The organism is Paraliomyxa miuraensis, assembly GCF_026337845.1.
In the GTDB taxonomy this organism is placed as follows: domain Bacteria; phylum Myxococcota_A; class Polyangia; order Nannocystales; family Nannocystaceae; genus Paraliomyxa; species Paraliomyxa miuraensis.
The window spans coordinates 39,399-52,889 of sequence record NZ_JAOVZF010000143.1; the positions used below are offsets into that span (position 1 = coordinate 39,399).

At 69.6% G+C, this 13,491-nt stretch carries 12 protein-coding genes; 3 read left to right on the top strand and 9 right to left on the bottom strand.

Annotation, left to right across the window (positions count from 1 at the left end; genetic code table 11):
* Nucleotides 1-2 precede the first annotated feature (2 nt).
* The gene (locus tag OEB96_RS10255; RefSeq protein WP_266215355.1) at nt 3-950 is read right to left on the bottom strand and encodes a glycosyltransferase; all 948 of its coding nucleotides are present in this window, start codon (nt 948-950) and stop codon (nt 3-5) included.
* A gap of 151 nt (nt 951-1,101) precedes the next feature.
* Between OEB96_RS10255 and OEB96_RS10260 the strand changes: the two genes are divergently transcribed.
* The gene (locus OEB96_RS10260; RefSeq protein WP_266215356.1) at nt 1,102-1,464 is read left to right on the top strand and encodes a PilZ domain-containing protein; all 363 of its coding nucleotides are present in this window, start codon (nt 1,102-1,104) and stop codon (nt 1,462-1,464) included.
* Between the two features lie 45 nt (nt 1,465-1,509).
* On the opposite strand, the gene rfbD is transcribed toward OEB96_RS10260, so the two are convergent.
* The 6 genes from rfbD to OEB96_RS10290 all read right to left on the bottom strand — a co-directional run bounded on the left by rfbD (nt 1,510) and on the right by OEB96_RS10290 (nt 7,172).
* The gene (rfbD, locus tag OEB96_RS10265) at nt 1,510-2,406 is read right to left on the bottom strand and encodes a dTDP-4-dehydrorhamnose reductase (protein ID WP_266215357.1); all 897 of its coding nucleotides are present in this window, start codon (nt 2,404-2,406) and stop codon (nt 1,510-1,512) included.
* A 2-nt stretch (nt 2,407-2,408) separates the two neighbouring features.
* On the bottom strand, nt 2,409-2,963 hold the full coding sequence (gene rfbC, locus OEB96_RS10270; protein ID WP_266215358.1) for a dTDP-4-dehydrorhamnose 3,5-epimerase: 555 nt from the start codon (nt 2,961-2,963) through the stop codon (nt 2,409-2,411).
* Entirely contained in the window at nt 2,960-3,853 is an 894-nt protein-coding gene (gene rfbA / locus OEB96_RS10275) for a glucose-1-phosphate thymidylyltransferase RfbA (RefSeq protein WP_266215359.1), read from the bottom strand. The genes rfbC and rfbA overlap by 4 nt, the downstream gene beginning before the upstream one ends.
* A gap of 20 nt (nt 3,854-3,873) precedes the next feature.
* Nucleotides 3,874-4,920 (bottom strand): dTDP-glucose 4,6-dehydratase, encoded by a 1,047-nt coding sequence (rfbB, locus tag OEB96_RS10280; protein WP_266215360.1) that lies wholly within the window; start codon nt 4,918-4,920, stop codon nt 3,874-3,876.
* A 339-nt stretch (nt 4,921-5,259) separates the two neighbouring features.
* A complete protein-coding gene (locus tag OEB96_RS10285) occupies nt 5,260-5,553 on the bottom strand; it encodes a hypothetical protein (protein ID WP_266215361.1) in 294 nt (97 codons plus the stop codon).
* Nucleotides 5,554-5,630: 77 nt separating this feature from the next.
* Nucleotides 5,631-7,172 carry a hybrid sensor histidine kinase/response regulator gene (locus OEB96_RS10290; protein WP_266215362.1) on the bottom strand — a complete coding sequence of 514 codons (1,542 nt, stop codon included), beginning with the start codon at nt 7,170-7,172 and terminating at the stop codon, nt 5,631-5,633.
* Between the two features lie 152 nt (nt 7,173-7,324).
* Here OEB96_RS10290 and ppk1 point away from each other — a divergent pair, with 152 nt between their 5' ends.
* Nucleotides 7,325-9,577 carry a polyphosphate kinase 1 gene (gene ppk1, locus OEB96_RS10295; protein WP_266215363.1) on the top strand — a complete coding sequence of 751 codons (2,253 nt, stop codon included), beginning with the start codon at nt 7,325-7,327 and terminating at the stop codon, nt 9,575-9,577.
* Nucleotides 9,578-9,621: 44 nt separating this feature from the next.
* Here ppk1 and OEB96_RS10300 read toward each other — a convergent pair whose 3' ends face one another.
* Nucleotides 9,622-10,545, bottom strand: a complete 924-nt coding sequence (locus OEB96_RS10300) for a HEAT repeat domain-containing protein (RefSeq protein ID WP_266215364.1) — start codon at nt 10,543-10,545, stop codon at nt 9,622-9,624.
* Between the two features lie 33 nt (nt 10,546-10,578).
* Entirely contained in the window at nt 10,579-12,282 is a 1,704-nt protein-coding gene (locus OEB96_RS10305; protein WP_266215365.1) for a protein-arginine deiminase family protein, read from the bottom strand.
* Nucleotides 12,283-12,461: 179 nt separating this feature from the next.
* On the opposite strand from OEB96_RS10305, the gene OEB96_RS10310 reads away from it, so the two are divergent.
* Complete coding sequence (locus OEB96_RS10310) at nt 12,462-13,415, top strand: hypothetical protein (RefSeq protein ID WP_266215366.1); 954 nt, start codon at nt 12,462-12,464, stop codon at nt 13,413-13,415.
* The last annotated feature ends 76 nt before the right edge of the window (nt 13,416-13,491 follow it).

Sequence of the window (13,491 nt, forward strand, 5' to 3'; positions counted from 1 at the left end):
CCCTACTCGGCGCGAGGCAGCCCCAGGCTGTGCCGCACGAAGTCTTGCAGCAGCCGCGGCGGATCGGGATCGGGCAGCCGCTGGATCGCGCGCCGCATCCTCCACAGCGAGCGCGAGGTCACCCAGGCCACGTCGGCCAGCAGCAGGCCGGTGCGCCCCTTGGCCTTGAGGAAATAGTAGCGTCGCGAGTCCAGCCAGAACTGGGGAATGCGCTTCTTCTTGTTGGTGATGCCGGTGGCGGCGCCTTCCTCGTGCTCGACCACGGCCTCGTCCACGTACCAGATCTTCCATCCCGCCTCGTGCGCGCGCCGGCACAGGTCGGTCTCCTCGAAGTAGAGGAAGAAGTTCTCGTCGAACAGCCCGACCGTCTCGAACACCTCGCGGCGCAGGAACACGCTGGCGCCCGAGACCCAGTCGACCTCGGCCGTGTGATCGGGCGTGCTGGCCCACACCGAGTGCTTGCGCAGGAGCTTGCTGACGGGCCCGAACCGCAGCCCGCCCTCGATCTCGGACAGGATCGAGGGAAATCGAAACGCCGAGGCGTGGCGGCCCGCCCCGGGGTCGTGGATCCGCGTCCCGGCCACGCCCACCTCGGGGTGCGCGTCGAGGAACTCGATCATCGTGCGCAGCGTGCCCGGCCGCACGCGGGCGTCGGGGTTGTGCAGATACACGCAATCGGGGGGACTTGGCTGGGCCAGGGCCCGGCGGATGGCCACGTTGTTGCCGAACCCGAAGCCTCCGTTGCGACCCGAGGGGACCACGGTGACGCGCTCGCCGAGGCCGCGCGCCGCCACCTCCCGCTCCAGGATCTCCAGGGAGCCATCGCCCGAGTCGTTGTCCACCACGGTCACGGAGGCATCGAGCCCCTCCATGTCGGGCAGCAAGCAGGTGAGCGCCTCGAGGGTGAGGGCCGCGGTGCGGAAGTTGACGATGACGACCAAGAGCTTCATGGCGGATCCCGGGCCCGGAGCCTTGGTACGCCGACCACCGGGGACCACGCAACCCGCTTCGAGTGTTTCCCCCGCGTGGCCCCCAACGGGACGGTGTTCGTCGGGCGGTGGCTCCGTCGGCCGCGCGATCTTGTGATAGCGTCGAGTCTCGGTGAGCGACGACAGCCAGGATCTCGACCGACGCCAGTATCCACGCGTCTCCGCTCCGATGTACTGCCGCCCGGCGCGTCGTCGCCTGCTGCGACGGCGCAAGGTGGTCGATCTGAGCCTCGGCGGCATGCGGGTCTATAGCGACGAGGAGTTCGAGATCGGCACGCGGCTCGAGATCGATCTGCTCACCGCCGATGGCGACGACTTCGTCACCTGTCTCACCGAGGTCACCTGGGTCCGCACGCTCACCGCGGACGCGCCCGCCCCCTTCGACGTGGGCCTGCGCTTCCTCGAGGTTCCCGAGCGCGCGCAGGCGATGATCGAAGGGCTGATCCGCCACGCCCTGGCCCGCGAGCAGGCCTAGCCCCGTCGCCCTTGGAGGGGCTACGAGCCTTCGGTTCTTGGAGGGCTAAGAGCCCTCGGGCAAGCGCGCGACCACGTCGGCGACCATCGACGTCCACGGCGGCATGGGGCCCACGAGCGCCTCGGTGGGACCGAGGTCGAGCACGCTGTACGAGGGTCGTCGGGCCGGGCGGGGGAACTCGGCGCTGGTACAGGGCAACACCCGACAGGTGGGATCGACCCGCTCGATCACGGCCCGCGCCAGCTCGTACCAGGTGCACTCGCCCCCGTCGGTGACGTGCAGGGTGCCGCGGGCGCCTCGTCGCAGCAGGGCGAGCGAGGTGGCGGCGAGGTGCTCGGCGCTGGTGGGGCGACCGCGCTGGTCGTCGACCACCCGCAGCTCCGATCGCTCCTTGCCAAGCCTCGCCATCGTGCGCACGAAGTTGTTGCCCCAGGGCGCGTAGAGCCAGCTGGTGCGCAGGAGCAGGAACCCCGGGTCCGCGCCCCCGTCGCTCCCTCCGAGCGCGGCCTCGATGCGTTCCTCGCCCACCGCCTTGCTGCGGCCGTAGGCATTGAGCGGTGCCCTCGGGTGATCGACCGCATAGGGCGCGGTGGCGTCGCCCTCGAACACGTAGTCGGTGCTGTAGTGGACCAGCACCCGACCAACGTCACGACCGGCATCGCGACAGGCCTCGGCCAGCCAGCCCACGCCGTCGCCGTTGAGCGCGGTGGCCTGGGCCTCGTGCGTCTCCGCCCCGTCCACGTCGGTCCACCCGGTGCAGTTGATCACCGCATCGACCTCGCGAATCGGCAGCGCCGCCACGTGCTCGCGCCGGGTCAGATCGAACGCGGGGTAGGTCCGCGGCTCGATCGCGAGCCCCTCGCGCCGCGCGAGCTGGTCCCATGCACGGCCGAGCATGCCGTCGGCACCCAGGAGGAGGATCCGCGCCGGGTTGGAGGCCATCCCTACTCCCACCTGGGCAGGCGCTCGACGGGGAGCTCGGCCAGGCGCGGGAACCTTGCGTCCTTGGCCGAGAGCTGCGGCTCGGTCACCGGCCACTCGATCGCGAGCTCGGGGTCGTTCCACGCCACCCCGAGCTCGGTCTCGCGGTGATAGAGCTCGGTGCACTTGTAGCTGAACAGCGCGTGCTCGCTGGTCACGCAAAAGCCGTGCGCGAACCCGGGCGGGATGTAGAGCTGGCGGTGGTTGTCGCCCGACAGCACGATCCCCTCCCACTGCCCGAAGGTGGGCGAGCCCACCCGCACGTCGACCGCCACGTCGAAGACCTCGCCGACCATGACCTGCACCAGCTTGCCCTGGCCGTGGGGGTGCTGCAGGTGCAGGCCCCGCAGGATGCCCTTGGACGAGCGCGAGAGGTTGTCCTGCACGTAGGTCTGCGGCAGGCCGGCGTCGCTGAAGCGGCGCAGGCTCCAGGTCTCGAGGAAGAAGCCCCGTGGGTCCTCGAACACGTCGGGCTCGATGAGCAGCACGCCCTTGAGCTTGGTGCGGGTGACCTTCATCGCCGTGCCTCGCGCTGCTCGAGCAGCCCCTGGAGATACTTGCCGTACTCGGTCTTGGACAGGGCCTGCGCCAGGCCGCGCAGCCGCTCGTCGTCGATCCAGCCGCGGCCGTAGGCGATCTCCTCGGGGCACGCGATCATCAGGCCCTGCCGGTGCTCGATGGTCTGGATGAAGGTCGCCGCCTCCAGCAGCGAGTCCGGGTTTCCGGTGTCGAGCCAGGCAAAGCCGCGACCGAGCGTCTCGAGGTGGAGCTGGCCCGCCTCGAGGTAGCGGCGATTGAGATCGGTGATCTCGAGCTCACCACGCGCCGAGGGCTCGAGGGACGCCGCGAGGTCGCACACCTGCGCATCGTAGAAGTAGAGGCCCGTGACCGCATAGTTGCTCTTGGGCCGCTGCGGCTTCTCCTCGATGGAGAGCACCCGCCCCTCCCCGTCGATCTCGGCCACGCCGTAGATCTCGGGGTTCTTCACCCAGTAGCCGAACACGGTGGCCCCGTGCTCGCGCGTGGCGGCCCGTCCCACGATGCCCTGCAGCTCGTTGCCGTAGAAGATGTTGTCGCCCAGCACCAGGGCGCACGGCTCGGTGCCCCCGCCGGCGAACGCACGACCGATGATGAACGCCTGCGCCAGACCGTCGGGGCTGGGCTGGACCGCCCACTCGATCTCGATCCCCCACTGCGACCCATCGCCGAGCAGCAGCTGGAACATCGCCTGCTCGTGCGGGGTGGTGATGATCAGGATCTTGCGAATGCCCGCCAGCATCAGGGTGGTCAGCGGGTAGTAGATCATCGGCTTGTCGTAGATCGGCATGAGCTGCTTGCTCACGCCCCTGGTCAGGGGATGCAGCCGCGTCCCCGAGCCACCTGCCAAGATGATGCCCTTTTCGATCATGTGCGCCTCGTCCTCGTGCCCTAGCCGCGGTTGTCGTAGTTCTTCTCGATCCACTTGCGATACTCGCCGGTCCTCACCTGCTGCACCCAGGTTGGATGGTCGAGGTACCAGCGGATCGTCTTGCGCAGCCCGGTGCTGAACGTCTCGGTGGGCTCCCAGTGGAGCTCGGTGCGGAGCTTGGTCGCATCGATGGCGTAGCGGAGGTCGTGCCCGGGCCGGTCCTTGACGTAGGTGATGAGCCCCTCGAGCTCCCCCCGGGACTTGCCGGTCTGCTCCGCCACCACCGCGCAGATCTCCTTGACCACGTCGATGTTGCGGACCTCGTTGTTGCCCCCGATGTTGTAGGTCTGCCCGTCCTCGCCCTCGTGGACGACCTTCCAGATCGCCTCGCAGTGGTCGATGACGTAGAGCCAGTCGCGCACGTTGAGCCCCTCGCCGTAGACGGGCAGCGGCTTGCCCTCGAGGGCGTTGAGCACCATCAAGGGGATCAGCTTCTCGGGGAATTGCAGCGGTCCGTAGTTGTTGGAGCAGTTGGTGATGCGCGTACGCAGCCCGAAGGTCCGCGCGTAGGCCCGCACCAGGTGATCGCTGGCCGCCTTGCTGGCCGAGTACGGCGAGCTGGGGTCGTAGCGGGTGGTCTCCACGAACATGCCCTCGTCACCGAGCGACCCGTAGACCTCATCGGTGCTGACGTGGTGGAACAGGCCCTGCCCCGGCTCCCAGTGCTTGCGACAGGCCTCGAGCAGGTTGAAGGTGCCCTCGATGTTGCTCTTGATGAAGGCCCGCGGCCCCGAGATGCTGCGATCCACGTGGCTCTCGGCCGCGAAGTGGATCACCAGCTCGGGCTCGTGCTCGGCGAACGCCCGATCGACACCGTCGAAGTCCACGAGGTCGATCACCGCCAGCCGGTAGTTGTCGGCCTTGGCCACCGGCTCGAGGCTCGCCAGGTTGGCCGCGTAGGTGAGCTTGTCGAGGTTGACGAACGTATGCTCGGGGTGCTTGGGGACGAGGTGGTTCAGGAAGTTGGCGCCGATGAATCCGGCGCCACCGGTCACGAGGATCTTCATGGCGGCTCACCCTGCCCCTGGGATCGGAGCGGTAGGGGCCGCCATGGTAGCGGCTGGCGTCCGTCCCGTGGCGTCACCCACCGGGTCTGCACGAGAGTTGTCGCAAGCCCGCATCATGCGCGGGCGGTTCTCGGCCGAATTTCCGCCAAACGCGGTGGATCCAGCGTGCGCGAGCGCGCGAGCGCACCTCGGGTCATGGCGGGTGTCACGAGCCCGCTCGCGCGAAGGCCCGGCTCCGACCAACGTCGGACCCGGGCCTCGCGTCCCATCCATTCCCGTCCCGGCGCCGGCCGGGGCTCCATGCAGAGCTGGCCCGGCGCGTGGTCGGGCGCCGATGTCCTAGCCGTCGGCCGGGGCGTCGCCGCCCTCGGCCGCCTTTGCATCGTCCGGCGCCGCGTCGCCGCCCTCGGCCGGGGCTGCTGCGTCGCCACCGTCGGCCGGGGCCGCATCCCCGCCGTCGGCCGGGGCATCGGCCTTGACGTCGGCCGGGGCGTCGGCCTTCTTCTCGTCGGCCTTGGCGTCGGCCTTCTTCTCCTCGGCCTTCTTGTCGTCCTTCTTCTCTTCCTTCTTGTCGCAGCCCGCGACGCCCATGGAGAGAGCCAGGGCGACCGCCGTGATGATCGTGTTGCGCATGGGGTGAACCTTCACTCGTGGTGTGCTTGGTGGGTGAGTTGGACGAGTCGCCGCTCGGGCTCCTCGATCGGTGTCGGTCACGATCCCTCGCGGCGCTCGCGTAGCGCCTTGGCGATCGTGGTCATGAGGGTCATGGAATCGTACGGCTTGTTGAGGAAGCCGTATACACCGGCCTTGCGCAGCGAGGACTCGCGCTCGCGGAGCACGTAGCCCGAGGAGATGATGACCTTGATCTCGGGGTCGATCTCCACCAGACGCCGAAACGCCTGTTCACCGTTCATGTTGGGCATGTCGAGGTCGAGGATGACCAGCTCGACCACGTCGCGGTTCTCGAGGTAGAGCTCGACGGCCTTGGCCCCGTCCTCGGCGGCCAGGACCTTGACCCCGGCGTGCTCGAGCACCCGCCGGGTGGCGTAGCGTACCAGCTCCTCGTCGTCGGCCAAGAGGACCGTCCCCTTGACGGGTGAGTAGTGGTCTTGGGTGATGCGTGGACGCACGACTGGCTTGACCTGGGCTGCGGGCAGGTACACGCGAAACGACGTCCCCTTGTCGCGTTCGCTGTCGACCTCGACGTGCCCCCCGTGGTCGCGCACGATCACCGAGGCGGTGGCGAGCCCGAGGCCCGTCCCCTTGCCACGGGGCTTGGTCGTGAAGAACGGCTCGAAGATGCGGCTGCGGGTCTCGGGATCCATGCCCGTGCCGGTGTCGCGGACCTCGATCACCACGTACTGGCCCGGAGCGAGCAGCGGCGCCCCCTCCTTCTCCTCGACGATCGTCTGCCGCGTGGCCGCGATGGTGAGCGTGCCGCCCTCGGGCATCGCGTCGCCCGCGTTGATGCACAGGTTCATCAGCACCTGGAGCAGCTGCGAGGGATCGCCGATGAGGGTGAGGCCGGTGGGGACCTCGGTGACCAGGGTGATCGAGCGATGCAGGGTGGCTCGCAGGAGCCGCGTGGCATCGCCGATCATGGTGGAGGCATCGGTGGCCTTGTGCTGACGCCGGCTGCTGCGGGCAAAGGCCAGCAGCTGATTGGTGAGGTCGACCGCGCGCCGGGCCGCGGTCTCGACCTCGGTCAGCGACTTGCGGGTCGTCCCCTCGTCGAGCCGATCGAGGCTGAGCAGGTGCGTGATGTTGGCGAGCACCACCCCGAGCAGATTGTTGAAGTCGTGCGCGATGCCGCCGGCGAGCTGGCCGAGCGCCTGGAGCTTCTGGGCCTGGATCCGCTGGTCCTCGAAGCGATCGCGGCTGGCGAACAACAAGATGGTCTGCGAGCCGACCGCGATCTTGTCCCCGAATTGCAGGTTGCTCTCGGTGATGCGCACGCCGTTGACGTAGGTGCCGTTGCGGCTGCCGAGATCCTCGATCTTGTAGCCGTTGTCGATGCGGGCGATGCGACAGTGCGTGCGCGACACGCCGTCGTCGAGGATCTCGATCGGGCTCTGGGGTCCGCGCCCGAGCACCATCTCGTCGCCGAGCAGGAAGCGCCGCCCCATGGCGTGCCCGACGAGCACGATGAGATGCGCCTCCGCACCTCCGCGCTTGTCCCCCGCGCCCTCGGCCATCGGCGATCGACGACGGAGAGTGAGCGTTGCCGGATCGGTGTCGTGGTTGACTGGCACTGGCTGGTCGGATGGTATCGCGGTCCGGGCTCGTCCGCCGAGCCTTCCTGCGCAGCCGACGACCACATTCCCCTTCATGCGCGACCCCGGCGTACCGTCACCTCGGTAGCGCCGTCCCGCGGGGTCTGCGACACTGCCGGTCCCGCTTCGCCGTGACCGATCCCGACGCGCCCAAGCAGCCCGTGGAGGCCAGCGACTCCCCCGGCTCCCCCGGCTCCCCCGGCTCCCCCTCGCCCGAGGGGTGGCTCGCACGAACGCCACCGGCCACTGGCATTCGCTCGACGCTGGAAGAGCCCACGGCTCCACCACCCGAGCCCCCCGCGATCGACTACTACCTGAACCGCGAGCTGACCTGGCTGAACTTTGCCTGGCGGGTCGTGCAGGAGGCCGAGGACCCCCGCAACCCGCTGCTCGAGCGCGTCCGCTTCCTGGCGATCGTGGGGTCCACCCTCGACGAGTTCTTCATGAAGCGGATCGGCGGCCTCAAGTCCCTGGTCGGGGCTGGGATGGGGGAGCTGTCCGTGGACGGGCGCACTCCACGCCAGCAGATCTCCGAGGCCTACGAGGTGATCCGAGGGCTCGAGACCCATGTGCACGAGGTCTTCGAGCAGCTGCAGGGCGAGCTGTCCGACCACGGGATCGGCCTTCGCCGGCACACCGAGCTCGGCGACGCCGAGCGGGCCGAGCTGCGGGACCACTACCTGCGCAACATCTTCCCGCTGGTCACGCCGCAGTCGATGGACCCGGCGCATCCGTTCCCGTTCATCTCCAACCTCTCGCTGAACCTGCTGGTGACGCTGCGTCACCCCGAGGAGGACCGCGAGGTGATGGCGCGCGTGAAGGTGCCGGTCGGCCAGGGCATCCCCCGGCTGCTCCGGGTGGGCACCAGCGACCGGTTCGTGCCGCTCGAGGAGGTGATGGCCGACAACCTCGATCTGCTGTTCCCCGGCATGACCGTGGTGGGCTTCGACACGTTTCGGGTGACCCGCAACGCCGACACCGAGGGCGACGAGGACCAGGCCGACGACCTGCTCGCCATGATCGAGTCGGAGCTGCGCGAGCGAAAATTCGCGCCCATCGTGCGGGTGGAGCTGCCGCGGGGGGTGCGGCCGGAGCACCGGCGGCTCTTGGCGGTGCAGTTCGAGCTCGAGCCCGACGACGTGTTCGAAAAGCCGGGCCTGCTCGGAGTGTCGGACATGGTCGAGATCTGCGGCGTGGAGCGGCCCGACCTGCGCTGGTCGCCTCACCGTCCGATCGATCACCCGCAGCTTCCGGTGGGTCGCAGCATCTTTCGGGCCATTCGCGACGCGGGCGCGATCCTCCTGCACCACCCCTACGAGTCGTTCCACAGCTCGGTGCAGCGATTCCTGCGCGAGGCGAGCACCGATCGCAAGGTTCGCGCGATCAAGATGACCCTGTACCGCACCTCGGAGGACTCCGAGGTGGCCGATGCCCTGGTCGACGCGGCCCGCAACGGCAAGCAGGTGGCGGTGGTGGTCGAGCTCAAGGCCCGCTTCGACGAGGCGGCCAACATCCGCTGGGCCACCTACCTCGAGGAGGCGGGCATCCACGTCAGCTACGGCGTGGTGGGGCTCAAGACCCACTGCAAGGTGATCCTGGTGGTCCGGCAGGATCGCGACGGGCTTCGACGCTACGCGCACATCGGCACGGGCAACTACCACGCGGGCAACGCCCGGGGGTACACCGACCTGGGCCTTCTGACCTGCGATCAGGCGCTGGGGCACGACCTGGGCGAGCTGTTCAACTATCTCACCACCGGCTATCGACCCAGCCGCAACTACCTCAAGATCCTCAAGGCCCCGACCCGGCTCAAGTCGGCGCTGCTCGAGCGGATCGAGCGCGAGATCGAGTGGCACCGCGCGGAGGGGCACGGGCTCATCCAGATGAAGATGAACGCGCTCGAGGACGCGGACATCACCCGCGCGCTCTACCAGGCATCACGAGCCGGGGTACGGGTCGACCTCATCGTGCGCGACACCTGCCGCGCGCGCCCCGGCTTGCCGGGGCTGTCGGAGACGATGCGGGTGGTGAGCATCGTGGGGCGGTTCCTCGAGCACTCGCGGATCTACTACTTTCGCAACGGCGGCGAAGAAGCAGCCGAGTACTTCATCGGCTCGGCCGATCTCATGAACCGCAACCTCGAGAGCCGGGTGGAGGTGCTGGTGCCGGTGGAGACTCCCGCCCTGCGGGCCGAGCTGCGCGAGGTCCTCGACATCCAGCTCGCCGACACGCGCGCGGGCTGGGAGATGCAGTCGGACGGCAGCTACATCAAGGCCAGGGTCGACGGACCGACGGGCCAGGAGCAGCTCATCGAGCGCGCCGAGCACCGGCTGCGCGAGGCCGCTCAGCACAAGCGCCGGGGCAAGCGGGTCGCTCGGCGGTAGCGCGGGTCGGCCCAGCCCGGGCAGGCCCGGCCCAGCCAGTACGGTCAGCCTTCGGTGGCGAGGCGCTCGGCGAGGCGGGCGACCTTGGGATCGGCGTCGCTGCGCAGGGTGGTCAGCTCGGGCAGGGCCTTGGTGCCCGCGGGATCGATGCGGGACAGCGCCCGCAGGGCGTGCAGGCGCACGGCCGGCGACGAGGCGCCGAGCTGGGCTCGGAGCGCGTCGGTGGCGGACTCGAGCGCGAGGTTGCCCGACGCCCGCGCCGCCTCCTGCTGCACCACCGGGTCGGCATCGGTCAGCGCCGCGATGATCGCCTCGGAGAGCTGCGCCCCGTCGGGGCGGGCGCCGAGCGAGCGCAGGGCCTGCGCGCGCACGCGGGCCGCCGTGTCGGCCACGCCGAGCGCGAGGCCCTCGAGCGCATGGGGAGCCTGGGCCCGCTGCAGCGCCGCGCACAGCACCTCGCGGACCTCGGGTGCGGTCTCGAGCGCCATCAGCTCGGCCGCGGCCGCGCTGAAGTCCCCCCCGGTGCGGGGCAACGCCTCGACGATCGCGGCGCGCACCGCCGTGGACTCGCCCTTCGACAGGAGACGGTAGAGCAGGATCGGCGCCGCATCGGGGTTGCGCACCGCCGGGCCGGTCAAGCGCAAGAGCCCCGCTCGCGTGGGACGGGCCTCCAGGGCCATCACGGCATCGAAGGTGTCGGGCTGCTCGCGACGCAGGCGGTCGACCTGCGCCTCCATCCACGGGCGCCACTCCTTCACCGCCACGGTGGCGGGCTCGGCGGTGGCCGCCGCGGGCGCATCGGCCGAAGATGCTGGCGTCGCGGCCTCGGCCGCCTGCGCGGGGGTGACGGCCTCGGGCGCCGAGCGCAGGTCGGGCCCCTCGAGATCGGGACCCCCCGCACAGCCCACCAGGGCAAGCGCGACGAGAGTGGACAGCAGCGAGACGGTGGGATTTCGCGAAGTGGTCATGATCGTTCCCTGGATCCTCGGCGCCTCGACGCACTAGAGCAGGTGAAGCGCGACTTCCCACCAGTTGGCGATGGGCGTCCGCGTCATGTTGGTTCCGCAGTGCACCTCGCCCAGCCCCAGGTGGTAGACGTCCCAGTCGTCCACGTAGTGGGGAACGAGCGAGTCGGGCAGGTTGGCGGTGAAGGCATCGATGACCGGGTCGCTGCCCTGATCACCGAGGTCGGTGCGGAAGTAGGGATCGGGGACGAACAGGTGGGTCTCCCCGCTGGGAAGGTTGCTCACGATGAGGTTGACCATGCCGGGGATGAGCGCCGCCACCCCGCCGCCGCAGCCTCCGATGGTCTCGAACAGGCTGGGCATGTAGACGATGTCGGATTCCTCGAGCCCGAGTTCGGTCACGAACACCTCGCGGATCACGTCGAGCTCGTCGGCCTGCAGATCGTCGTTGAGGTTGCGCAGCGCGGCGTCGACGAGGAGCTCGCCCACGGTGTCGTAGCCATGGTCGGCGCCGTAGCGCGGCAGGGCCATGTCGGGGGGCAGGCTCTCGAGCAGCGCCCAGGCCGAGGGCACGTCGGCGAGCAGGAGCTTGAAACCCTTGGGGGAGTCGGGATCGGGCACGAACGTGGCGAACTCGTCGACGTGGCCGACGCACAGCCACAGCGTGTCGAGTTCGAACGGCGCCTGGACCTCCTGCGCCACCAGCTGCGCCGCCATGTCGCCGTGGATGCCCAGGTCGCCCTGGCGACCGTAGTAGATCCGGCCCAGCGGGTAGTCGACGCCGTCGACGGTGACCGGCGGGGAGTTCTCGAGGTTGCCGAACGAGTCCCAGCTGGTCACCTGAGCCGGGTTGCCCCACGTGCGCACGTTGACGTCGGGGCCCTCGAGCTCGTTCTCGGCAAAGGGATCGAGCTCGCGATCGCGGATGGAGTCGATGATGGTGTCGGCGCGCTGCCCCTGATCCCCGATGCCGTAGGCGGGCTGGATCTCGTCCTGGATCCACACGTCGTTGCCGTAGCTCGGGCCCGGGACCGGGGTGAAGTGATCGCCGAGCACGTCCTCGTAGACCGCCACCATGTCGGCGTTGGTGCCCCAGCCCGCATTCACGGCCACCACCCACACGTGCTCGGTGGGCTGGAGGTGATGGTTCAGGATGAGCGGCGAGGAGCGCAGCTCGACCGGAGCGGTGGCGACCTCGGCCCCGTCTTCGTCGAGCAGGGTGATGGACAGCCCCGCGAACACGTTGTCGCTGCCGAACTCGACGAGCAGCTCGGCGCCCTCGGGGGAGGGGGTGAACTCGTAGCTCTCGACGATCTGGTTGCCCGAGCCGAGCGCAAACGCGCCCGGGCCGTTCCACACGCGGGCGTTGGCGAGATCGCCCACCATCGACAGGTGCACCGAGTAGCCGTCCGGAACGGGCGGGATCGCGAGGGTGGAGACGTCGTCCTCCCCGTCGAACACCGGCTGGTACCAGTCGTTGGTGCCGTTGGCGTCGTCGTCGTCGGCGTTGATCACCCCGAACACGGGCGGAAACTCCCACTCGATCGGCGGGGGATCGTCGGTGGTGGTGCCGTCGAGCGTCTGCCCCGTGGTGGTGACGGCGGTGGTGGTGTCGTCGTCGGGGGTGCCGGTGTCCGAGCCCCCCTCGGTCATGCCCGACGGCTCGCTGCCGTCGTCGCCACAGGCGACGGCCGGACCGAGGGTGAGCATCACCAGCCACCGCACGCTGAGCTTTGCCATGGGGGGACGGTAGCGGGATCGGGGCGCGAGGGTAAAGCGACCGGGCGGCGCCGAGACCGAAAACGGCGGTAGAGGTCGATGCACCCGGGTGGGAGGCGGCCGTAGGGGATCACGTACGGGGACGGCCCGAGGGATGGTGTCGCCTCGCGTCGCATCATGCCGTAACGTGAGCGGGCACGATGGGGGGGAGATCGAGGATCACCGCAGGTCTCTTGGTGGGCTCGGGGCTCGGGCTCGCGGGGAGCCTTGGCTGCCAGCCCGGCGGCTTCGCCTGCGACTCCGATCTCGCCTGCGAGGGTCTGCCCGACGGGCAGTGCGAGCCGAGCGGCTACTGCAGCGTGCCCGACGAGGAGTGCGACTCGGGTCGCCGCTATTCGCCGCACTCGGGCGGCCTTTCGGGCGTGTGCGTGGGGGCGATCGACACGAGCACCGGGCCCACCACCACGAGCGCCGAGGGGGGCACGAGCACGCAGGACGGCACCACCACCGACCCCGACTCCAGCGCCGATGGCACGAGCACCGGAGACCCGGGTCCACCCCGGGTCGCGTGCGACGGGCTCCTGCTCGTCGACGATCCGTTCGATGCGCTCCCGCTCGACCCCGCGCGGTGGGAGATCTACGAGACCATCGGGCTCGCGCTCGACGTGATGGGCGGCGAGCTGCGGCTGACGGCAACCGACGCCAACAATGCGTACACGGGCATCCAGTCCCAGGTGCCGCTGCCGCCTCGGGGGTTCGGCGGGGCCGAGCTGGTCGCCGTGCCGCCGGTCGACGTGACGGGCGAGGCCTACGTGGTGCTCACCAACGACGTCGCTGAGTACGGCTTTACGATCCACGGGGGCATGCTGCACACGTTCTTCGACCACATCGGCGTGGTCCACCGCATCGTGATTCCGCACGACCCGATGGAGCATCGGTGGCTGCGCCTGCGCTTCGACCAGCGTCGGCCCGGGATCTACTGGGAGGCCTCGCCCGATGGGTTCGACTGGGCGATCCTCGACGAGGAGCACGCGCTCGAGGCCGAGTTCTCGCTGCGCGAGGCGAAGATCGAGCTCGGGGCCGGGGTGTGGGATGGGCCGGTGGACGCGGATCCGCTCGGGAGCTTCGGGCACGCGTTCGTGTGCGAGGAGTGAGCGCCTCCACCGGCCCCACGACGGCCGGAAACATGAGCCAGGATCGCGCCTCGGGGTGGTACGATTTCCCGAGCAT